General features: G+C 70.9%; 18 protein-coding genes. 8 read left to right on the top strand and 10 right to left on the bottom strand.

Annotation, left to right across the window (positions count from 1 at the left end):
- Positions 1-203 precede the first annotated feature (203 nt).
- From ACFVJQ_RS03360 to ACFVJQ_RS03345, 4 genes are all read right to left on the bottom strand, one after another.
- The gene (locus ACFVJQ_RS03360) at positions 204-2,273 is read right to left on the bottom strand and encodes a SpoIIE family protein phosphatase (protein WP_385510815.1); all 2,070 of its coding nucleotides are present in this window, start codon (positions 2,271-2,273) and stop codon (positions 204-206) included.
- Positions 2,274-2,604: 331 nt separating this feature from the next.
- On the bottom strand, positions 2,605-3,297 hold the full coding sequence (locus tag ACFVJQ_RS03355; RefSeq protein WP_385510814.1) for a DUF402 domain-containing protein: 693 nt from the start codon (positions 3,295-3,297) through the stop codon (positions 2,605-2,607).
- Between the two features lie 82 nt (positions 3,298-3,379).
- Positions 3,380-4,765 carry a class II fumarate hydratase gene (locus ACFVJQ_RS03350; RefSeq protein WP_385510813.1) on the bottom strand — a complete coding sequence of 462 codons (1,386 nt, stop codon included), beginning with the start codon at positions 4,763-4,765 and terminating at the stop codon, positions 3,380-3,382.
- Between the two features lie 105 nt (positions 4,766-4,870).
- Positions 4,871-6,538, bottom strand: a complete 1,668-nt coding sequence (locus ACFVJQ_RS03345; protein ID WP_385510811.1) for a fumarate hydratase — start codon at positions 6,536-6,538, stop codon at positions 4,871-4,873.
- 154 nt (positions 6,539-6,692) lie between these two features.
- On the opposite strand from ACFVJQ_RS03345, the gene ACFVJQ_RS03340 reads away from it, so the two are divergent.
- Positions 6,693-7,391, top strand: coding sequence for a DUF1707 domain-containing protein (locus tag ACFVJQ_RS03340; protein WP_385780558.1), 699 nt, complete (start codon positions 6,693-6,695; stop codon positions 7,389-7,391).
- A 126-nt stretch (positions 7,392-7,517) separates the two neighbouring features.
- Positions 7,518-7,895, top strand: a complete 378-nt coding sequence (locus tag ACFVJQ_RS03335) for a WhiB family transcriptional regulator (RefSeq protein WP_385780555.1) — start codon at positions 7,518-7,520, stop codon at positions 7,893-7,895.
- Between the two features lie 163 nt (positions 7,896-8,058).
- Here ACFVJQ_RS03335 and glpX read toward each other — a convergent pair whose 3' ends face one another.
- Positions 8,059-9,090 carry a class II fructose-bisphosphatase gene (glpX, locus tag ACFVJQ_RS03330; protein ID WP_385510809.1) on the bottom strand — a complete coding sequence of 344 codons (1,032 nt, stop codon included), beginning with the start codon at positions 9,088-9,090 and terminating at the stop codon, positions 8,059-8,061.
- A gap of 127 nt (positions 9,091-9,217) precedes the next feature.
- Between glpX and ACFVJQ_RS03325 the strand changes: the two genes are divergently transcribed.
- The gene (locus ACFVJQ_RS03325) at positions 9,218-9,751 is read left to right on the top strand and encodes a DUF4245 domain-containing protein (RefSeq protein WP_385780552.1); all 534 of its coding nucleotides are present in this window, start codon (positions 9,218-9,220) and stop codon (positions 9,749-9,751) included.
- A gap of 68 nt (positions 9,752-9,819) precedes the next feature.
- Here ACFVJQ_RS03325 and ACFVJQ_RS03320 read toward each other — a convergent pair whose 3' ends face one another.
- The 3 genes from ACFVJQ_RS03320 to xseA form a co-directional block, all read right to left on the bottom strand.
- Positions 9,820-10,410 carry a malonic semialdehyde reductase gene (locus tag ACFVJQ_RS03320; protein ID WP_385510807.1) on the bottom strand — a complete coding sequence of 197 codons (591 nt, stop codon included), beginning with the start codon at positions 10,408-10,410 and terminating at the stop codon, positions 9,820-9,822.
- Positions 10,411-10,550: 140 nt separating this feature from the next.
- Entirely contained in the window at positions 10,551-10,790 is a 240-nt protein-coding gene (locus ACFVJQ_RS03315) for an exodeoxyribonuclease VII small subunit (protein ID WP_385510806.1), read from the bottom strand.
- Complete coding sequence (gene xseA, locus ACFVJQ_RS03310) at positions 10,787-12,019, bottom strand: exodeoxyribonuclease VII large subunit (RefSeq protein WP_385510805.1); 1,233 nt, start codon at positions 12,017-12,019, stop codon at positions 10,787-10,789. The genes ACFVJQ_RS03315 and xseA overlap by 4 nt, the downstream gene beginning before the upstream one ends.
- Positions 12,020-12,114: 95 nt before the next feature.
- Between xseA and ACFVJQ_RS03305 the strand changes: the two genes are divergently transcribed.
- Together ACFVJQ_RS03305 and ppgK are read left to right on the top strand one after the other, a co-directional pair.
- The gene (locus tag ACFVJQ_RS03305; RefSeq protein WP_385780547.1) at positions 12,115-13,125 is read left to right on the top strand and encodes a 4-hydroxy-3-methylbut-2-enyl diphosphate reductase; all 1,011 of its coding nucleotides are present in this window, start codon (positions 12,115-12,117) and stop codon (positions 13,123-13,125) included.
- Positions 13,126-13,154: 29 nt separating this feature from the next.
- Positions 13,155-13,901, top strand: coding sequence for a polyphosphate--glucose phosphotransferase (gene ppgK / locus ACFVJQ_RS03300; RefSeq protein WP_385510804.1), 747 nt, complete (start codon positions 13,155-13,157; stop codon positions 13,899-13,901).
- Between the two features lie 4 nt (positions 13,902-13,905).
- Here ppgK and ACFVJQ_RS03295 read toward each other — a convergent pair whose 3' ends face one another.
- Positions 13,906-14,298, bottom strand: a complete 393-nt coding sequence (locus ACFVJQ_RS03295; protein WP_385780544.1) for a DUF6542 domain-containing protein — start codon at positions 14,296-14,298, stop codon at positions 13,906-13,908.
- 560 nt (positions 14,299-14,858) lie between these two features.
- Between ACFVJQ_RS03295 and ychF the strand changes: the two genes are divergently transcribed.
- The 3 genes from ychF to ACFVJQ_RS03280 all read left to right on the top strand — a co-directional run bounded on the left by ychF (position 14,859) and on the right by ACFVJQ_RS03280 (position 20,140).
- A complete protein-coding gene (gene ychF / locus ACFVJQ_RS03290; RefSeq protein WP_385510802.1) occupies positions 14,859-15,947 on the top strand; it encodes a redox-regulated ATPase YchF in 1,089 nt (362 codons plus the stop codon).
- A gap of 302 nt (positions 15,948-16,249) precedes the next feature.
- The gene (locus ACFVJQ_RS03285) at positions 16,250-17,686 is read left to right on the top strand and encodes an ATP-binding protein (RefSeq protein WP_385780541.1); all 1,437 of its coding nucleotides are present in this window, start codon (positions 16,250-16,252) and stop codon (positions 17,684-17,686) included.
- A gap of 279 nt (positions 17,687-17,965) precedes the next feature.
- Positions 17,966-20,140 (top strand): DEAD/DEAH box helicase, encoded by a 2,175-nt coding sequence (locus ACFVJQ_RS03280; RefSeq protein WP_385510800.1) that lies wholly within the window; start codon positions 17,966-17,968, stop codon positions 20,138-20,140.
- Positions 20,141-20,172: 32 nt separating this feature from the next.
- Here ACFVJQ_RS03280 and ACFVJQ_RS03275 read toward each other — a convergent pair whose 3' ends face one another.
- Positions 20,173-21,417, bottom strand: coding sequence for a cytochrome P450 (locus ACFVJQ_RS03275; protein ID WP_385510799.1), 1,245 nt, complete (start codon positions 21,415-21,417; stop codon positions 20,173-20,175).
- Position 21,418: the final 1 nt, after the last annotated feature.

The following is a 21,418-nucleotide window of genomic DNA, read 5'->3' as shown; positions in this document are numbered from 1 at the left end:
TAAGCCTCGGCCACTCGCTGAGCGACCGAGCGGCGTGAACCAGGAATCCCTCTGCCGAGTCAGAGGGAGGGTTCAAGAGCGGTCCTCCCGTCGGACGCCGGGCCGGGTGACCTGGTCACCCGGCCAGTCAACCCCGCCGGCAGGAAGTCGGCAACTTTTGGACGGGGTCTAATTCAGGTCTGATTCCGAGAGTGTCCGGTGGGTCACCCTTGGTTGAGTTCGAACCAGACCACCTTCCCGGTGCTGAGCCGTGTCGCTCCCCATCGCCGGGCCAGCCGGTTCACCAGGAACAGCCCGCGTCCGCCCTCGTCGGTGTGGCGCGCCTGCCGCAGCCGGGGCAGCTGCGGCACATCGTCGCCGACCTCACAGCGCAGCACGTCGGTACGCAGCAGCCGCAGCGTGACCGGCCGTGACGCATAGCGCACGGCGTTGGTGACGACCTCGCTGACCAGCAGCTCCACCGGGTCGGTGAGCTCCTCCAGGTCCCAGCGGGCGAGTGCGCTGCGGGCCAGACGCCGGGCCTTGCCGGGGGCCATCTCCTCCGGCTCCAGGGACCAGTACGCCACGTCGCTCGGCGCGATCCCGTCGAAGCGGGCGGCGAGCAGCGCGATGTCGTCGTCCCGGTCGCCGGGGCCCAGCATGTCCAGCACCTCTTCGCACAGGGCTTCGAGGGGCGGCGGATGGTCGGGGCCGGTGAGCTGCGCGGTCGCGGCGAGCTTCTCGCGCAGTTGCTCTATGCCGGTCCAGACGTCGCGCAGGCGGGACTCGACCAGTCCGTCGGTGTAGAGGAGCAGGGTCGCTCCGGCCGGGGCGTCCAGCTCCACGGCCTCGAAGTCGACGCCGCCGACACCGATCGGGGCGCCCGCCGGCACCCGCAGCACCTCGGCCCGGCCGCCCAGATGCAGCAGGACCGGTGGAGGATGGCCGGCGTTGGCGATGGTGATGCGGTGTGTGACCGGGTCGTAGACGGCGTACAGGCAGGTCGCCATACGGTCGGTGCCGAGCCGCTGGGCCTGCTCGTCGAGGTGGTGCAGCACCTCCTGCGGCGGCAGGTCGAGGCCGGCCAGTGTCTGCGCGGTGGTGCGCAGCTGGCCCATGATCGCGGCGGACGTCATGGAGTGGCCCATCACGTCACCGACGACGAGGGCGACCCGGCTGCCGGGCAGCGGGATGGCGTCGTACCAGTCGCCGCCGACCCGCGCGGTCTCGGCGGCCGGCAGGTAGCGGGAGGCCAGCCGCACGCCGGTCGGCTGCGGCAGGGTCTCGGGGAGCATGGTGCGCTGCAGCTCGTCCGCGATGTACGCCTCCCGCCCGTACAGCACGGCCTTGTCGATGCCGAGCGCGCTGTGCGTGGCCAGCTGGGCGGCCACCAGCAGATCGTCGGCCTCGAACGGGATCCGCTCCGGGCGGCGCAGGAAGACCGCGGCGCCGATGACCCGGCGACGGCCGCGCAGCGGGGCGAGGATGGCCCGCTGGCCGCCCGGGATCACCGACTCGCCGTCCTCTCCGAGGAGTTCGGGCAGCGCGGCACGGGCGGCGGGTGCGTCGGCGAACACCGGCCGCACCCCGCGCAGCACCTCGGAGAGCGCGCCGCCGGGGCGCACCTCGCACAGTTCGGCGGTCAGCGCCGACAGCTCCGACGGCTCCGGCTGGAGCACGGGCTGGAACCCGCTCTCGGTGTCCCGCTCCTCCGGAATGCGGTCGGTGCGGCGCAGCCGCAGCACGACCGGGCCCGTGGGCCGCTCGTCGCCGACCGGCAGCGGGTCGCGCAGATAGACGAGGATCGCGTCGGAGAACGTCGGCACGGTCGCCCGGCACAGCCCCATCACGATCTCGTCGAGGTCGATACCGCGGGCGATCCGCCGGGTCGCGGCGCCCACGAACCGCAGCCGGTCCCCGTCCCGCCGCATCGGCGTGGGCCGGCCGGGCGGCGTGACCTGTCCGGTACGCCGCTCCTTGCCGCCGGGGCCGGAACGCTCCGGCTCGAGACCGGGCTGCGCCGGGATGGCCTCCGGCGTGGGGCGTGGGCGGTGGGTGTCGGTCTCGGTGGCGGCCGGCTGGGAGTGCTCGGGGCCGGCGCCGTCGCTCGGCGGCACCGATGTGCCCGAGGGTGTCTCGCCGGTGCTGCGGGCCTGCGCGGGTAAGGCGGCGGCACCGGCGTGCGGTGCGGGCGCCTGGGAACGCAGGAGCGCCCCGCGGGGGTCCGCGGGGTCGACGCCCGGCTGGGGGCGCTCGAAGGAGGTCGGCTGCTCCGTCACGCGTGTCGCATCCATCCGTCCGGGGCGTGCAGTTCGTCCCGCAGGAATCCCGATACCCGGAATACGTGCCCCAGGAACGGATTTCCCGCGTGGTCAGAGGCTGTTCCTGTGCCGCCGGCGGACCGATCGTGGCCCGCACGGGTGTTGCCCTGGTACCCCTCGCTCACGTCCTGCCGCCCCTCGGTGACATGTGGTCAAGCACAGTGCGCACTCGGGGAGTTGCCGCCGCGTTCCCGCCCGCCACCCGGCCACCACCCCTCAATGACGGTGCTGCGCACCGGCCATGCTTTTTTTGCGGTTGCGGAGGACGATCCTACGTTTCCTGCCCCGGGGCGCATCAAGGGTCTCATGAGGACACATGCACGGGCGTACGATCCCAGTCGTCCGGCAACTGGGGGACGGACCAGGACGGATCGGGGCGCCAGTGCTCCCAGCCGTCCGAGAACGGCGGCCCCCAGGCGCGGATCACCTCCACCGCGGACCGCCCCGCCGCCCTGACCCGCGCGGCCGACGGGCCGTCCATCAGCCCGTCCCGCTGGGCCTGCGCGAACTCGTCCTCGTCCCGCCAGTGCCAACTGCCGTCGGGGTGCACGGAGATGTCGAGAAAGTGATCCTCGGAGTCCACCCCGCCGTCCCAACGCACCAACGGCTCCTCGAGATTGACGTACCAGTTCTTGAACCGCCAGCCCGGCTCCCAGAACAGCCACACCGACCAGGGCTCACCGGGCCGCGCCAGCTTCAGCACACCCGTACCGAACCACCGGTCGCGCTGCACCGTCCGCGGCTTGGTGTAGCGCGACTGCAGCGGCTCCTGATGCACCGGCGTACCGTCCGCGAGCACCGGCCTGACGCACTCCGTGCCGGGCGCCATCCAGACGGCGAGCAGCTCGGCATCGTCCTGGACGACGGTGACGGGGCGCGCTATGTGGAAGCGGTCGCCGCCGTTCTCCCGGTACCGCCACAGGATCCGACTCCCGGGCGCCCAGAAGGCCGCTGCTCCGCCCGCTTCCACGCGTCTCACCGCTCCGTCGTCCGCCATGCACAGATATTAGGTGCCACTGACATACGACGCTGCGGCGCGCGTCACGGTTCACGCGCCGGTCACGTGGCGGAATGCTTCGTCACGGATGTGTCATCCGCAGGACGTCCAGGGCCTCGTCGAGCTGTTCGACGGTGAGGTCGCCGCGCTCCACGTAGCCGCTTTCCAGGACGACCTGACGGATCGTCTTCCGCTCGGCCAGCGACTTCTTGGCGACCTTGGCGGCCTCCTCGTACCCGATGTACTTGTTGAGCGGGGTGACCACGGACGGTGACGACTCGGCGTACTCCCGGGCCCGCTCCCGGTTGGCGGTGATGCCGTCGACGGTGCGGTCGGCGAGCAGGCGGGTGGCGGTGGACAGCAGCCGGATGGATTCGAGGACGTTCTTCGCGATCACCGGGAGCATGACGTTCAGCTCGAAGTTGCCGGCCGCACCCGCCCAGGCGACGGTGGCGTCGTTCCCGGTGACCTGGGCGGTGACCATCAGGACGGCCTCGGGGATGACCGGGTTGACCTTGCCCGGCATGATCGACGAGCCGGGCTGGAGGTCGGGCAGCGCGATCTCGGCGAGCCCGGTGCGCGGCCCGGAGGACATCCACCGCAGATCGTTGGCGATCTTCGTCAGCCCCACGGCGATGGTCCGCAGCTGGCCGCTGGTCTCCACGATCCCGTCCCGGGCGCCCTGCGCCTCGAAGTGGTCGCGGGCCTCGGTGAGCGGCAGCCCGGTGGCGCGGGCCACCTCCTCGATGACGGCGGCGGAGAAACCGGGCGGCGTGTTGATGCCGGTGCCGACGGCGGTGCCGCCGAGGGGGAGTTCGGCGAGGCGGGGGAGGGAGGCGTTGAGCCGCTCGATGCCGTAGCGGATCTGTGCGGCGTAACCGCCGAACTCCTGGCCGAGGGTCACCGGTGTGGCGTCCATCAGATGCGTCCGCCCCGACTTCACGACGTCGGCGAACTCCTCCGACTTGCGGGTGAGGGAGGCGGCGAGGTGTTCGAGGGCGGGGACGAGGTCGCGGGTGACGGCGGCGGTGGCGGCGATGTGGATGGAGGAGGGGAAGACGTCGTTGGACGACTGCGAGGCGTTGACGTGGTCGTTGGGGTGGACGTCCCGGCCGAGCCGCTCGGTCGCGAGGGTGGCGATGACCTCGTTGGTGTTCATGTTGGACGAGGTACCGGAACCTGTCTGAAACACGTCGATGGGGAAGTGCTCGTCCCACCGCCCCTCGGCGACCTCGGCGGCCGCCTCCTGGATCGCGTCGGCGATGTCCTTGTCGAGCACCCCGAGTTGGGCGTTGACCTTGGCGGCGGCGCCCTTGATGCGGGCGAGGGCCTCGATGTGGGCGCGTTCGATGCGCTGGCCGGAGATGGGGAAGTTCTCGACGGCCCGCTGGGTCTGCGCCCGCCACTTGGCGTCGGCGGGGACCCGGACCTCGCCCATGGAGTCGTGCTCGATGCGGTATTCGCTCATACCGGGTACAGCGATCGGGAGGGTGCGGATGTTCCGTTCCTGTGGCATCAACCCGCTGACCGGAGCGCGGCGGGGGCAGTCACCCCCCGCCGCACACCCTGGGGCCTACGCCAGCCCAGGTCCCCGTACCGGAATCGACGTGAACGTCGGCTGAGGCGCCGGATCCTGGAAGAAGTCGTTGCCCTTGTCGTCCACGACGATGAACGCCGGGAAGTCCTCGACCTCGATCTTCCAGACCGCCTCCATGCCGAGCTCCTCGTACTCGACGACCTCGACCTTCTTGATGCAGTCCTGGGCGAGCCGGGCCGCCGGGCCGCCGATGGAGCCCAGGTAGAAGCCGCCGTGCGACGCGCACGCGTCGGTGACCTGCTTGCTGCGGTTGCCCTTGGCGAGCATCACCTTGGAGCCGCCCGCCGCCTGGAACTGCTCGACGTAGGAGTCCATACGCCCGGCGGTCGTGGGCCCGAAGGAGCCGGACGCGTAACCCTCAGGGGTCTTCGCGGGGCCCGCGTAGTACACCGGGTGGTCCTTCAGGTACTGCGGCATCTCCTCGCCCGCGTCCAGCCGCTCCTTGATCTTGGCGTGGGCGATGTCGCGGGCCACGACCAGGGGGCCGGTGAGGGACAGGCGGGTCTTGACCGGGTACTTGGTCAGCTCGGCGAGGATGTCGTCCATCGGCTGGTTGAGGTCGATGCGTACGACGTCACCGTCGGACTCGAGGTGCTCGTCCGTCGTCTCCGGCAGGAAGCGCGCCGGGTCCGTCTCCAGCTGCTCCAGGAAGACGCCCTCGGCGGTGATCTTCGCGACCGCCTGGCGGTCGGCCGAGCAGGAGACCGCGATCGCGACCGGGCAGGACGCGCCGTGCCGCGGCAGCCGGACCACACGCACGTCGTGGCAGAAGTACTTGCCGCCGAACTGCGCACCGATTCCGATCTTCTGCGTCAGCTCGAAGACCTTCTCCTCCAGCTCCTTGTCCCGGAAGCCGTGGCCGAGCGGCGATCCCTCGGCGGGGATCTCGTCCAGGTAGTGCGCGGAGGCGTACTTCGCGGTCTTCAGCGCGTACTCCGCGCTCGTACCGCCGACGACGATCGCCAGGTGGTACGGCGGGCAGGCGGCCGTACCCAGCGAACGGATCTTCTCCTCCAGGAACTTCATCATGGAGGCCTCGTTCAGGACGGCCTTCGTCTCCTGGTAGAGGAAGGACTTGTTGGCGGAGCCGCCGCCCTTGGCCATGAACAGGAACTTGTAGGCGCCGCCGTCGGTGGCGTACAGCTCGATCTGCGCCGGGAGGTTGGAGCCGGTGTTCTTCTCCTCCCACATGGTGAGCGGAGCCATCTGCGAGTAGCGGAGGTTCAGCTTCGTGTACGCGTCGTAGATGCCGCGGCTCAGCGCCTCCTCGTCGCCGCCCTCGGTGAGGACGTTCTGGCCGCGCTTGCCCATGACGATCGCGGTGCCGGTGTCCTGGCACATGGGGAGCACGCCGGCCGCCGCGATGTTCGCGTTCTTCAGCAGGTCCAGCGCGACGAACTTGTCGTTCGCGCTCGCCTCGGGATCGTCGATGATGCGGCGCAGCTGCGCGAGGTGGGCCGGGCGCAGGTAGTGCTGGATGTCGTGGATGGCCTCCTCGGCCAGCTTGCGCAGCGCCTCCGGCTCGACCTTGAGGAACGTCCGCCCGTCGGCCTCGAAGGTGGAGACACCCTCGGAGGTCACCAGCCGGTACGGGGTGGTGTCCTCTCCCATGGGGAGCAGATCGGTGTACGCGAACTCAGGCATGCGCCCATTCCTCACTCGACAGACAGCGCGGCTGGCCTCCATTGGCAGCGTCCACCAGCGTAGGACCTGGCACTGACGGCGAGCTTGTGAGGTAAGGCTCAGTTCGATGCCCCCAGGGGTGTCGCGATCTATCGTGTTTGGGTACGCTGCTCTCGTGGACCTTCAGAAGCAGACCGCTCCTGCGGCCGCCTCCGCGCCCGCCGCCTCCGAGCTCCGCGCGTCCGACGCCGAGCGCGACCGCGTGGCCGACATCCTGCGCGACGCCCTCGCCGAGGGGCGCCTGACCGCCGAGGAGCACGCCGAGCGGGTGGAGGACGTCTTCCGCGCCAAGACGGTGGGTGAACTCGAGCCTCTCGTACGGGACCTGCCGGGCGCGCATCAACACCGCACACCTCCGGCGTACGCCGCCGTCCCGGGCCGCCCCACGGCCGGTGCGATACCCGCCGACCCGGACGAGAACGTGATCGCGGTGTTCAGCAGCGCCGTCCGCAAGGGCCGCTGGCGCGCGGGCCGCCGTATCCACGCGTACTCGATCTTCGGCAGCGTCGAGATCGATCTGAGTGAGGCGATCTTCGAGTACCAGCAGGTCGTGATCAAGGCGTTCTCGCTCTTCGGAAACGTCGAGGTCCGCGTCCCGGAGAACGTCTCGCTGCGCGGCACCGGCGGCGGCGTCCTCGGCAACTTCGAGGTGGACACGCTGGACGCGCCGGACGCCGAGGCACCGGTGGTCTTCGTGGACGGCTGGGCCGTCCTGGGCAACGTCGAGGCGCGGCCCAAGCGCGGCAAGCTCGTCGCGGACATTCTCGATCGGGTGCAGCGCAAGGTCGACAAGAGTGTGCGCAAGCACCTCTAGCGTTCCCGGCGCCGCACAAGAACGCACGAACTCCAGCGGTTGGGGACTCCCTGCATAGGCGTGCGTACAGCGGGTAGACCTTGCTGCATCGTCTCTCGCTCGCGAAGCCGTCGTCAGGAGTAGACCGTGCTGCAACCGCCGCATTCGTCCCTGCAGGTAGCTGCCGTTCCGGCCCAGCGGGTGCCAGCGCGAGACAGGGACCAAGACGCACCCTGGCACACGGAGGCCGTGTGCCGGCGCGACGAGGCCAGCCTGTTCTTCGCACCCTCCAAGGAACCCACCGCCGCGCGGCTGTCCCGTGAGGAGGCGGCGAAGCGGGTCTGCGCCCGCTGCCCGGTGATGGTCGAATGCCGCGAACACGCCCTGCTCCAGCCCGAGCCGTACGGAGTCTGGGGCGGCCTCACCGCCGCCGAACGCCGAGTGGTCCTGGCGAGGCGCCGCCGCCGCGAACTGGAACTGAAGAAGGCGGCCCGCACGACGAACCACATAGCGGCAGCGGGCTAGCCGGTACACATGGCAAGGGGCGCCCTCTCCGCACCAGAGGGCGCCCCGTTGGCGTCAAGCCGTGGGCATTCGTGCCGCCCAGGGCGGCACGGGTGGGCGCGGGCGGCACCCCGCCAACGCCGGGCTGCGTGACCCACCCCCGCCCAGCTCCCGCGCCGATCGCCTACTTCGCCCTGTCGAAGTCGATCGCGCTGTACGCCCGCAGCTTGCTCAGCCGATGCTCGGAGTCGATCCGCCGCACCGTACCCGACCGCGACCGCATCACGATCGAGTCGGTCGTAGCAGTCTCGGACCGGTACCGAACCCCCCGCAGCAGCTCACCATCGGTGATACCGGTCGCGACGAAGAACACGTTCTCCCCGGTGACCAGGTCCTCCGTGGTCAGCACGCGATCCAGATCATGTCCCGCGTCGACCGCCCGCTGCCGCTCCTCGTCGTCCTTCGGCCACAGCTTGCCCTGGATGGTGCCCCCCAGGCACTTCACGGCGCAGGCCGAGATGATGCCCTCGGGCGTACCGCCGATCCCCAGCAGCAGGTCGACCCCCGTGCCCTCGCGCAGCGCCAGGATCGAGCCGGCGACATCGCCGTCGGAGATCAGCTTGATGCGCGCGCCGGTCTCCCGGATCTCGTTGATGATGCCCTCGTGCCGCGGCCGGTCGAGGATGACGACGGTGACGTCCTCGGGCTGGCGGGCCTTCGCCTTGGCGACCCGGCGGATGTTCACGGACACGGGCGCATTGATGTCGACGAAGTCGGCCGCCTCGGGCCCGGTGACCAGCTTGTCCATGTAGAAGACGGCGGACGGGTCGAACATCGATCCGCGCTCGGCGGCGGCCAGCACCGCGATCGCGTTCGGCATGCCCTTCGCGGTCAGGGTCGTGCCGTCGATCGGGTCGACGGCGATGTCGCACTCGGGCCCGGTGCCGTCCCCGACGCGCTCCCCGTTGAAGAGCATCGGCGCCTCGTCCTTCTCGCCCTCCCCGATGACGACGACGCCGTTCATGGAGACAGTGGAGACGAGGGTGCGCATGGCGCGTACCGCGGCACCGTCGGCGCCGTTCTTGTCACCGCGGCCCACCCAGCGGCCGGCGGCCATCGCCGCGGCTTCGGTCACGCGGACCAGTTCCAGTGCGAGGTTGCGGTCGGGGGCCTCGGAGGGGACATCGAGTTCGGACGGCAGATGATGCTCGGTCATCGGAACGCACCTTTCTGATACGACGACGGCCGGATGAGGGTATTCGGTGACGACTCTATCGTCAGACGACAGAATGAGCAGATACCCCCACGGATGAGCAGCGTGAGCACCTGCGACGATAGGACGCGTGGCAGGTACGAACGGCAAGCAGAAAACGGTCCGGGACATGGTGCTCTCCCTGGGCCTGATCGTGCTGGCGGCATGGGTCATCTATCTCTTCATCCCGCACGACGACAAGGAACCCGACCTCCCACGGGTCGACTACCGGGTCGAGCTGCTCACGGCACGCCGTGCGGCCGCGTATCCGGTGGCTGCGCCGGAGGGCCTGCCGCAGAGCTGGAAGCCGACGTCCGTCCGCTTCGACGGCACCGAGCACGACGTCTGGCACCTCGGCTTCCACGCCCCTGACGGGGAGTACGTGGCGGTCGAGCAGTCGACCGAGAAGCGGGTCCCGTTCATCGAGGACGCGAGCCAGGGCGCGCAGGAGACCGACGTCACCGAGGAGATCGGCGGCCGGACCTGGGTGCGGTACACCGGCGGGCGGTACGACGCGCTGGTGCTGGCCGAGGGCGAGGACGCCAAGGGCGCGACGACGGTGGTCGCCGGCACGGGGTCGTTCGAGCAGCTGGCGGAGATGGCCGGGGCGCTGAAGACGTCCTGAGCCCCTGTGCACCACAGCGAAGGCCCCCGGCACGGCAGCCGGGGGCCTTCGCTGTGGTGCACAGAGGCTCAGACGGTGGTGACGACCCGCTCGTAGTCCAGACGCGGCGAGCGCGGGAACCAGGCGTCCGGGCCCGGCTTGCCGATGTTGACGACCATCAGCGGGGTGTGGTCGTCGTCCAGGAACTCCTTGCGCAGCCCCTCGGCGTCGAAGCCGTTCATGGGGCCGGCGGCCAGCCCGGCGGCGCGGACGCCGACGATGAAGTACGCGGCCTGGAGGGCGGCGTTCAGTCCGGCGGCGTTCTCGCGCGCCGAGCGCTCCGCGAAGAAGAGGTCCTTCGCCTGCGGGAAGTGCGGGAAGAGCTCCGGCAGCTCGTGGTGGAACTCGTTGTCCGCGGAGAGGATCGCGACCAGCGGGGCGGCGGCCGTCTTGGCCTGGTTGCCCTCGGCCAGGTGCTGGACCAGGCGCTCACGGGCCTCGGGGGAGCGGACCAGGGTGATGCGCAGCGGGGACTGGTTGAAGGCGGTCGGACCGTACTTGACCAGGTCGTAGATCGCCTGCACCTGCTCGTCGGTGACGGGCTCGTCGGTGAAGGTGTTCGCGGTACGGGCCTCGCGGAACAGCAGGTCCTGGGCGGCGCGGTCAAGAACGAGAGACATGGTGAACCTTCTGTGCATGAGTCGGATCCGGCGGCCGGATCGGCTGACGGACAGGACCGTACGCGAACTGAAGTTCAACGTTCAACCAAAAGCGGGGCGTGGTGATCCGCTTCACAGTCCACCCCGCCCCTGGTTACCGGTTACCCGGCGTCGCTGCCGCTCTTCTCCTCGTGCGCCGCCTCCTCGGCCAGCGCCGCGTCCAGCCGGGCCCGTGCCCCCTCCAGCCACCGCCGGCACACCTTCGCCAGCTCCTCGCCCCGCTCCCACAGCGCGAGCGACTCCTCCAGCGTCGTGCCACCGGCCTCCAGCCGCCGTACGACCTCGATCAGTTCGTCGCGCGCCTGCTCGTACCCGAGCGCCTCATCCACCTTGCTGCTCATCCGCCCACCCTAGGACCTGACTCGACATCGACTCGTACGGCGAACTCGCCTTCGGCCACCCGGGCCCGCAGCCGCTCCTCGGCGGTCACCTCGTCCGGCGTGCGGACCACGTGCCCGTCGGCCTTCTGCAGCACCGCGTAGCCCCGCTTCAGCGTCGCCGCCGGTGAAAGGGCCACCACGCGCGCGTGCGTATGGGTCAGCTCCGACTCGGCGCGGTCGAGGTGATGCCCCAGACACCGCCGCCCGCGGTCGACCAGCGACGTCACCTGGTCGGCCCGCTCGTCGATCATCCGGTGCGGATCCTCTATCGCCGGCCGGGCCAGCGCATGCGCGAGGCCGCGCTCCTCCCGCTCCACGAACGCCTCGACACACCGCCGCGCACGGTCGCGGAGCAGCCGTACCCGCTCGAACTCCTCGCCCACGTCCGGTACGACCTTCTTCGCAGCGTCGGTGGGAGTGGAGGCGCGCAGGTCGGCGACGTAGTCGAGGAGCGGGGTGTCGGGCTCGTGGCCGATGGCCGACACCACGGGCGTGCGACAGGCGGCGACGGACCGGATCAGCTGCTCGTCGGAGAACGGCAGCAGATCCTCCACGCTGCCGCCGCCCCGGGCCACGATGATCACGTCGACGTCGTCGAGCTCGTCGAGCTCCTTCACCGCCTGCACGACCTGCGGCACCGCGTGCACGCCCTGCACGGCGACGTTGCGCACCTCGAAGCGGACCGCCGGCCAGCGGTGCCGGGCGTTCTCCAGCACGTCCCGCTCCGCGGCGGAGGCCCGGCCGCAGACCAGCCCGACGAGCTGCGGCAGAAACGGCAACGGCCGCTTGCGCTCCGCCGCGAACAGCCCCTCGGCCGCCAGCGTCTTCTTCAGCTGCTCAAGCCGCGCGAGCAGCTCCCCGACCCCCACGGGCCTTATCTCGGCGGCCCGCAACGACAGCTGCCCCCGCGGTGCGTACCACTCCGGCTTCGCGAGGACGACGACCCGGGCGCCCTCGCTCACCACGTCGGCCACGGCGTCGAACACCTGCCGGTAACAGGTGACGCTCACCGAGATGTCGTACGAGGGATCCCGCAGCGTCAGGAACACGACCCCCGCGCCCGGCCGCCGCGACAACTGCGTGATCTGCCCCTCGACCCACACCGCACCGAGCCGGTCGATCCACCCACCGATGAGCCGCGACACCTCACCGACAGGGAGCGGGGATTCGGGGGACGTGTTGACAGCCATGCGGCGAGCGTAATGGCCGCCACCGACATTGCAGCCCGTCCGCCGACGCTCCAGCCGATCTTTGGCCTCAGGACCGCGGCCTTACGATGGTGCCCATGACTGCTTCGCCTGGCCGCCGTGTCCTGCTCGCCGCCCCCCGTGGCTACTGCGCGGGTGTGGACCGCGCCGTGATCGCCGTCGAGAAAGCCCTGGAGCAGTACGGGGCTCCGGTCTATGTCCGCCACGAGATCGTCCACAACAAGTACGTCGTACAGACCCTGGAGAAGAAGGGCGCCATCTTCGTCGAGCGGACCGAGGAGGTCCCCCCGGGGAACATCGTCATGTTCTCCGCGCACGGCGTCGCCCCGACCGTCCACGAGGAGGCCAGGCATGGCCGCCTCGCCACCATCGACGCGACCTGCCCGCTGGTCACCAAGGTCCACAAGGAAGCCGTCCGCTTCGCCAACGACGACTACGACATCCTCCTGATCGGCCACGAGGGCCACGAGGAGGTCATCGGCACCTCCGGCGAGGCCCCCGACCACATCCAGCTCGTCGACGGCCCCGGCGACGTCGAGAAGGTCGAGGTCCGCGACCCCTCCAAGGTCGTCTGGCTCTCCCAGACCACACTCTCCGTCGACGAGACCATGGAGACCGTCGACGCCCTGAAGGAGAAGTTCCCGCAGCTGATCTCCCCGCCGAGCGACGACATCTGCTACGCCACGCAGAACCGCCAGCTCGCGGTGAAGCAGATGGGCGCGGAGGCCGACCTGGTGATCGTGGTCGGCTCCCGGAACTCCTCCAACTCCAAGCGGCTCGTCGAGGTCGCCAAGCTGGCCGGCGCCCGCGAGTCCTACCTCGTGGACTTCGCCGCCGAGATCGACGAGGCCTGGCTGGAGGGCGTGTCCACGGTCGGTGTCACCTCCGGTGCCTCCGTCCCCGAGGTCCTCGTCGAGGAGGTCCTCGAATGGCTCGCCCAGCGTGGCTTCGAGGACGTCGAGATCGTCAAGGCGGCCGAGGAGTCCATCACGTTCTCCCTGCCGAAGGAGCTGCGCCGTGACCTGCGCGAGGAAGCGGCCGCGCTGATCGCGGAGCGAACGCGGGCGGAGGACCCCGCCGGGGAGTGACCGTCAGTGGTCCGTCGTAACGTGGTGACATGCAGATCTTCGGCGTGGACATCGGCGGATCAGGGATCAAGGGTGCCCCTGTGGACCTCGACAGGGGCGACCTGGCGGACGAGCGGTTCAAGGTGCTGACTCCGCACCCGGCCACGCCCGATTCGGTGGCCGACGGGGTCAAGGAGGTCGTCGACCACTTCGGCTGGACCGGCCCGGTCGGCGTCACGTTCCCGGGCGTCGTCACCGGCGGCGCCACGATCCGCACGGCGGCGAACGTCGCCAAGAGCTGGATCGACACCGACGCGCGCGCGTTGCTCGGCGACCGCCTGGGCGGCGCCCCGGTGACGGTCGTGAACGACGCGGACGCGGCGGGCATCGCCGAGATGTCCTTCGGCGCCGGCCGCGACCGCAGGGGCACGGTCATCCTGCTGACCTTCGGCACCGGCATCGGCAGTGCCCTCTTCATCGACGGCGTCCTCGTCCCCAACACCGAGCTGGGCCACCTGGAGCTGCACGGCCACGACGCCGAGAAGCGCGCCTCCAGCAAGGCCAAGGAGGACCACGACCTGTCGTGGGAGCGCTGGGCCGACCGCGTCCAGACCTACCTCGCCCACGTCGAGATGCTCTTCTCCCCCGAGCTGTTCATCATCGGCGGCGGCGTCAGCCGCAAGGCGGACAAGTTCCTGCGCCACATCGACGGCATCAAGGCCGAGATCGTCCCGGCGCAGCTGCAGAACAACGCGGGCATCGTGGGGGCGGCGATGCGGGCGGCGAAGGAGGGGTAGGCCCTCACACGTGCGGGCGGATGCGTGCGGTCCGGCGGCGCAGCATACGAATCCAGCGCACGGTCACCAGGGACCCCGCGACGAGAGTCCCGCCGTACAACCACCCCGCCTGAGTCGCCAGCGCGGTGAAGAGCCCCACGAACCGCCCGCTCACCCCGTCACCGCGCTCGGCGACCGGCACGAGCCCCACGGCGAACGCGATCGGCACCACGATGGGCACGGTCACCAGGTCGCCCCGCCGCACCCACATCGCCGTCAGCACGCACACCGGCAGAAACAGCACGCCGTACACCACCAGTGACGCCCCGAACAGCAGCTGATCCAGACAGCCGAGCGCGAGCATCAGCGCCCCGCAGAACAATCCGACGCCCAGCCCGGTGAGCCGGGGGTTGGGCATCCGGCGTGCCGCCTGGACCCCGGGGGGAAGGGGGCGTCGTACGGCCACGGGCCGCTTCACGCCACCGGCCCGGCCCACGCCCGCGCCCCCGCGCGGTTGCGGCGAGTGGGGGCGTACCGGCCGGTCAGCCGGGGGGTTGGCCCGCTCAGGCCGCCGACCCCGTTCGGCCCGTCCAGTCCGCTCGGGCCGCGGGGACCGCGTCGACCGTACGGCGCCACCGCCCGCGCCGCCCGAACCGGCAGCACGGCGAGCCCCGCCGGCACCCGAAGGACCGCCGCCGTCTCCGCCGCGCACCGCCTGCGGCGGCAGGGGTGGGGGCGTGGCGCGTCGCGGTCCGTTCTGCGGGGGTCGCGTGCTGTATTGCTCCACTGGACCAACTTAGGTCGGCTTATGTGCCGAATAGCCCGTCAGACACGCCGAGGCGCAGAGCTTGGCCAAGCGTTCGATACGTCGCCGGGGTGGCGCCGGGCACCCCGTAGACTGGTGGATCGGCCAGACGTCTCCTGGCCCCGGCCCCGGCCCACCACCCCCTGGCCCTCTCACGTACGGGAAGTCGCAACGTGTCGCTCACGATCGGAATCGTCGGTCTGCCGAATGTCGGCAAGTCGACCCTGTTCAACGCCCTGACCAAGAACGACGTGCTGGCGGCCAACTACCCGTTCGCCACGATCGAGCCGAACGTCGGCGTGGTCGGCGTTCCCGACACCCGCCTGGCCAAGCTGGCGGCGATCTTCTCGTCGGAGCGGATCCTGCCGGCCACCGTCGACTTCGTCGACATCGCGGGCATCGTGCGCGGCGCCAGCGAGGGCGAGGGCCTTGGCAACAAGTTCCTGGCGAACATCCGTGAGTCCGACGCGATCTGCCAGGTCATCCGTGCGTTCAAGGACGAGAACGTCGTCCATGTCGACGGCAAGGTCTCGCCCAAGGACGACATCGAGACGATCAACACCGAGCTGATCCTGGCCGACCTGCAGACGATCGAGAAGGTCCTGCCGCGCCTGCAGAAGGAGTCGCGGATCAAGAAGGACGTGGCGCCGAAGGTCAAGGCGGTCGAGGAGGCCAAGGAGATCCTCGAAAAGGGCGACACCCTCTTCGCGCACGGCATCGTCCAGGGCACCGAGCGCAACGAGCTCCTCCACGACCTGCACCTGCTCACGACCAAGCCCTTCCTCTACGTCTTCAACGTCGACGAGGACGAGCTGATGGACGACGCCTTCAAGGACGAACAGCGCGCGCTGGTCGCCCCCGCCGAGGCGATCTTCCTCAACGCCAAGCTGGAGGCGGACCTCGCCGAGCTCGACGAGGACGAGGCCCTCGAGCTCCTGGAGTCCGTCGGCCAGCACGAGCCCGGCCTCGCGACCCTGGCTCGCGTCGGCTTCAACACCCTCGGCCTGCAGACCTACCTCACGGCCGGCCCGAAGGAATCCCGCGCCTGGACCATCAAGAAGGGCGCCACCGCCCCGGAGGCCGCGGGTGTCATCCACACCGACTTCCAGAAGGGCTTCATCAAGGCGGAGGTCATCTCCTTCCAGGACCTGGTCGAAACGGGCTCGGTCGCCGAGGCCCGTGCGAAGGGCAAGGCGCGGATGGAGGGCAAGGACTACGTGATGCAGGACGGGGACGTGGTGGAGTTCCGCTTCAACGTGTAGGCGCAATTCCACCACGTTGCTGCTGTCAAATGTGCAGATCAGAAGGGCCCGGCTCGTTGGAGTCGGGCCCTTGGCTCTTTCCCGTACCGGGATGGTGCTGAGAGATCTGACGCGCCATCGCCTCGCGCCCCCGTCCTCACGCCTCCCTGATCCGGGTTCGCGCCGACCCGAGGGGTGCGCGTCCGAGTTGTCGTGCGGTTCTCAATCTCGGGGCCTGAGCCGCGATGGTGCGCTACGGTAAACGTAGATTCTATCTACGTAATATCGAAACTGCGTTTGCATTCCGGTCGAGGTGGTGGGCTGTGAGCGGCTTCAAGGGCAGGGCGCTGGACCTGGAGCGGCTGGATCGCCAGCTGGGTCGGGTGGCCCAGGGTGCTGGGACCACGCGCGGTCAGGCTGTGATCATGACGGGGCGGCGGCGGGTGGGGAAGTCGCGGCTGGCCCAGGAGTTCTGTGATCGATCCGGGCTGCCATACGTGGTCTTCCAGGCCGCGCGAGGCCGTAACCCTGTGGCCGAGCGGGCTGATTTCATCGCTACGCTCGCGCAGTCGCCGCTGTCGGGGGCGGAGTTGGTGGCCGGGCTGCAGGCCGGCGACTGGAACCAGGCGCTGCGGTCCCTGGCCGTCGCGCTGCCCGACGACGCCCCGAGCATCGCGGTGATCGACGAGGTGCCGTGGTTGGTGGAGCAGGACCGAGAGTTCGAGGGCGCGCTGCAGACGGTCTGGGATCGCCACCTGTCAGCCAAGCCCGTGCTGCTGGTCCTGGTCGGCAGCGACATCTCCGTGATGGAGGCGTTGCAGTCCCATGGTCGCCCGTTCTTCGGGCGGGCCACGAAGATGACCGTCGATCCGCTGAACCTGGGGGATGTGCAGGCCGCCACCGGGCTGGGCGCCGCAGAGGCGGTGGACGCCCTGCTGATCACCGGAGGGTTCCCGGAGATCGTCCAGTCCTGGCGGCCGGGGATGAGCCGTACCGACTTCCTGGCCGAGGCGGTGGCCAACCCGCTCTCGCCGCTGCTGGTGGCGGGCGAGCTGTCGCTGCTGGGCGAGTTCCCCGAGGCGTCCCACGCCCGGGCGGTGCTGGAGGCTGTGGGCGCCGGCGAGCGGACGTTCTCCACCATCGCGGCCCAGGCCGGCGGGGCCGGCGCACTGCCTTCCGGGGTGCTGACTCCGCTGCTGAACACGCTGCTGGGCAAGCGGGTGCTGGCCGCCGACCTCCCGCTGTCGGCCAAATCCGACCGCAAGAACAAGCGCTACCGCATCGCCGACCCCTACCTGCGCTTCTGGCTGGCCTTTCTGCAGCGCGGCCTGCCGCTGATCGAACGTGGCCGGGGCGACCTGGCGCTGGAGCGCATCGAGCGCGGCTGGACCAGCTGGCGCGGACGGGCGGTGGAGCCGATCGTCCGCGAGTCGCTGCTGCGGCTGCTGCCCGACGAGGCGTGGCCGGACACCGAGGCGGTAGGCGGCTGGTGGAACCGGCAGAACAACCCCGAGATCGACCTGATCGGCGCCGACCGGGAGCCGGTGGCCGGGCGGGTGCACTTCCTCGGCTCCATCAAGTGGCTGGAGGACCGGCCGTTCGACCGCCACGACTACGACGCCCTGGTCCGCGACATGCTTGCCGTGCCGGGCGCGGGAACGGACACCCCTCTCGTCGCGGTCTCACGCAGCGGCATCGCCTGCGGCCTGCCGCTCGCGGCGCACTGGGGTCCGGAGGACCTCGTACGCGCCTGGCGGTGACCAGTCGGCGCCTGCCTTCTGGGGTAGTGGCGGATGCCGGCACGCTCCCGTGCTGAGAGCGTGCTGGGATGGCCTGCTCCAGAACCGGGTCTTCGCAGGTGGGAGCTCTGCCGTAGGCGTTCCGCTGCAACGTGTGACCGATGCGCAGGTCGGAAGGGGGCGGGCGTGGGTGGGTCCGATCCCCTTCCGCGTTCCAGGTCGAGGCTGATCTCGAAGGGCAGCGGACCCGCCCTCGGGCAATGGCACCATGCCCTGGACAGGGTGAGAGAGGCGGGCGGGATGGGGCGCGCGGAGCGCGAGGTCGTCGGGCGGGGGACGCGGCTGGCGGAGGCTGCCGGGCGGGTCGTCGAGGACTACGAACGGGCCGTCCGTGAGGTGCGGGAGGTGCTGCGGCCGATTCACGACGGGCTGGCCGAGCAGGAGCTGAAGGGCATCCCCGTCGCCCGGCTGCGGGACGTCACCGAGGGGCGGCTGAGGTTCGGGGACCTGGAGAAGGGTGGCTTTGGGACCGTCCAGGACGTGCTGGACGCCGGGACGTACCGGCTGCGGCAGACGCCCGGAGTCGGGCAACGTACCGCGGACCAGGCCATCGCAGCGGCCCGGCAGATCGCCGACGCCGTACGGGAGTCCGTCGCCGTACGGATCGACGTGGACCGCCCCGAGCCCCGCACCACCGCGTTGGTCGTCGCCCTCAACGTGCTGGTGGAGGCCGGCCCGCAGGCGCGGCGCGCGGCCGAGGCGGGTTCGGCGCTGGCGGCGCGGCTCGGGACAGTGCTGGAGGACGCGCGGCCCGCCGCCGGGCGGTGGCGGATGCTGCTCGCCGGACGCGAGGGGCGCGAGCGGGCGCTGGCCGCCGTGGCCGAGGTGCGGCGGCTGACCGAGGAGGCCGAGCGGGACGGCGTACCGGAGCAGTGCGCCCAGGCCTCGGTCGACCTGTTGCGCCGCCCCGACGACATCGCCGCCTGGGTCGACTTCGAGCTCCGCTCGGCCGAGTACTACAGCCTCCTCGCGGAGATCTCGGGGCGCGGCCCCGACACGGCCGCGGCCGAGGGATACCTGCCCGACGAGGTGGCCGAGCGGGTGCGGGAGCAGCGGCTGGACGACGCCAACTGCCGGGTCTCGCTGCGCGGATACCAGGCGTTCGGCGCCCGCTTCGCGCTGGCCCAGCGCCGCGTGCTGCTCGGCGACGAGATGGGGCTGGGCAAGACCGTGCAGGCCATCGCCGCCCTCGGGCACCTCGCGGCCGAGGGGCAGAGCCACTTCATGGTCGTGTGCCCGGCGAGCGTGCTGATCAACTGGACCCGGGAGATCGAGGCCCGCAGCACCCTGCGCGCAATGCCGCTGCACGGGCCCGACCGGCAGGAGGCGTTCGCCGACTGGAAGGGGCGCGGCGGCGTCGCGATCACCACCTTCGACGCGCTGCGCGGATTCCCCACACCCGGCGGCGGCGAACTCGGCATGCTCGTCGTCGACGAGGCGCACTACGTGAAGAACCCGCTGACCCTGCGGGCCGAGGCGGTGACCGCGTGGGCCGAGCACTGCGAGCGGGTCCTCTTCCTGACCGGCACCCCGATGGAGAACCGGGTCGCGGAGTTCCGCAACCTGGTGCGGATCCTCAGGCCCGACTTCGCCGACTCGGTCGACGACCAGGACTCGGTGGCCGGGTCCAAGGCCTTCCGCAAAGCGGTCGCGCCCGTGTATCTGCGCCGCAACCAGCAGGACGTGCTCACCGAACTTCCCGTGCTCCAGCACACCGACGAGTGGGAGGAGCTGGGCGCCGCGGACGAGGAGGCGTATCGCGAGGCCGTCCGGGCCGGCAACTTCATGGCGATGCGCCGTGCGGCGTACGCGCGGCCGGAGCGGTCCGCGAAGCTCCAGCGGCTGCGGGAACTCGTCGAGGAGGCCGCCGACAGCGGGCTGAAGGTGGTGGTCTTCTCCGCCTTCCGGGATGTGCTCGGCGTCGTCCGGGACGCCCTCGGTGGCACGGCCGGACGCGGGCGCCCCTTCGGGCCGATCACGGGGAGCGTGCCGCCCGCGCGGCGGCAGCAGCTGGTGGACGAGTTCTCCGCCGCGCCCGGCCACGCGGTGCTGCTCGCCCAGATCGAGGCGGGCGGGGTCGGGCTCAACATGCAGGCCGCCTCCGTCGTCATCCTCTGCGAACCGCAGGTCAAGCCGACCATCGAGCACCAGGCCGTGGCCCGCGCCCACCGCATGGGGCAGGTCCGCCCCGTCCAGGTGCACCGGCTGCTCGCGACGGGCGGTGTGGACGAGCGCCTGGTGCGGATCCTGGAGAACAAGACGCGCCTGTTCGACGCCTACGCGCGGCGCAGCGCGGTCGCCGAGTCGACGCCGGACGCCGTCGACGTCTCGGACGTCGATCTGGCCCGCCGGATCGTGGCGGAGGAGCAGGCCCGGCTGGGAGTGACGGAGGCTGGTGCGGCAGGGGACGCGTGAGGGGGCGGTGCGACCTGGGACCAGCGTTCGGGTCAGGGTGAAGGGGCTGGACGGTGCCGGTCGGTGGGAGTGAACGTGACGGGCAGGTGCTCGGGGCCGCGTAGACCGCCGGGACGCCAGCGGAGTTCGCCGGGCGGTACGGCGAGGGCGAGGTCGGGCAGGCGGCGCAGGGCGGTGCCGATGGCGACCTGGCCCTCCAGCCGGGCCAGCGGCGCCCCGAGGCAGTAGTGCAGGCCGTGGCCGAAGGCGAGGTGGGCGTTGTCCCCTCGGGTGATGTCCAGGCGGTCGGGGTCGGGGAACCGCGCCGGATCGCGGTCGGCGATGGCGGAGGCGATCAGCACGGTCGCGCCCCGCGGGATGGTCACGCCCCCGATGGTGACGTCCTCGCGCGCGAACCGGGCGATGCCGGGGTTGACCGGTCCGTCATAGCGGAGGAACTCCTCGATCGCGTCCGGCAGCAGCGCCGGATCGTCCCGCAGCATCCGGAGCTGGTCGGGGTGGGCCAGCAGTGCGGCGATGCCGCCGCCGATCAGGTTGACCGTGGTGATGTATCCGGCCACCAGCAGCAGGAACGCCATCGCGATGAGCTCGTCCTCGTCGAGGCGCTGCTCTTCGTCCCGGGCGGTGATCAGTGCGCTGAGCAGGTCCTCCTGCGGCCGGGCTCGTTTGGCTGCCAGGAGCTCGGTCAGGTACGAGCGCATGTGCTGCCACGCCTCGTTCACCACGGCCGGGTCCGGCGGCTCTGTTCCGCGCAGGATCATGTCGTCGGTCCACCGCTGGAAGTCGTGCCGGTCCGCCGTGGGCACGCCGAGCAGTTCGCTGATCACGGTGACCGGGAGCGGCAGCGCGAAGTCCTCGACGAGGTCGGCGGCGCCGGCCGGTGCGATCGCGTCGAGCAGCCGGTCGGTGATCTCCTGGACGCGGGGCCGCAGCTCGGCCACCTTGCGGGCGGTGAACGCCCTGGAGACCAGGCGGCGCAGACGGGTGTGCTCGGGCGGGTCGGCGCGGAGCATGGTGCGCAGCATGGACTCGCGTTCCGTCGCGGGCAGCTGTTGCAGCAGCCGGGGGTCCGATGCTTCGCGGACGTCGCTGCTCAGCCGGGGGTCGGACAGGGCGGCGAGGCCGTCTTCGTACCGCGTGACCAGCCAGGCCTCCAGGCCGCCGGCGATGACCGCGCGCCGCACGGGGCCGTCCTCGCGCAGCTGCCGGTAGAACGGGAAGGGGTCCGCCACGAAGGCCGGGTCGGCATAGGGCAGAAGGACCGGCTGCCGATTCATG

Source organism: Streptomyces sp. NPDC127197, from assembly GCF_042672405.1.
Classification (GTDB): Bacteria; Actinomycetota; Actinomycetes; order Streptomycetales; family Streptomycetaceae; genus Streptomyces; species Streptomyces flavusporus.
This window is presented reverse-complemented; position numbering and strand designations above follow the sequence as displayed.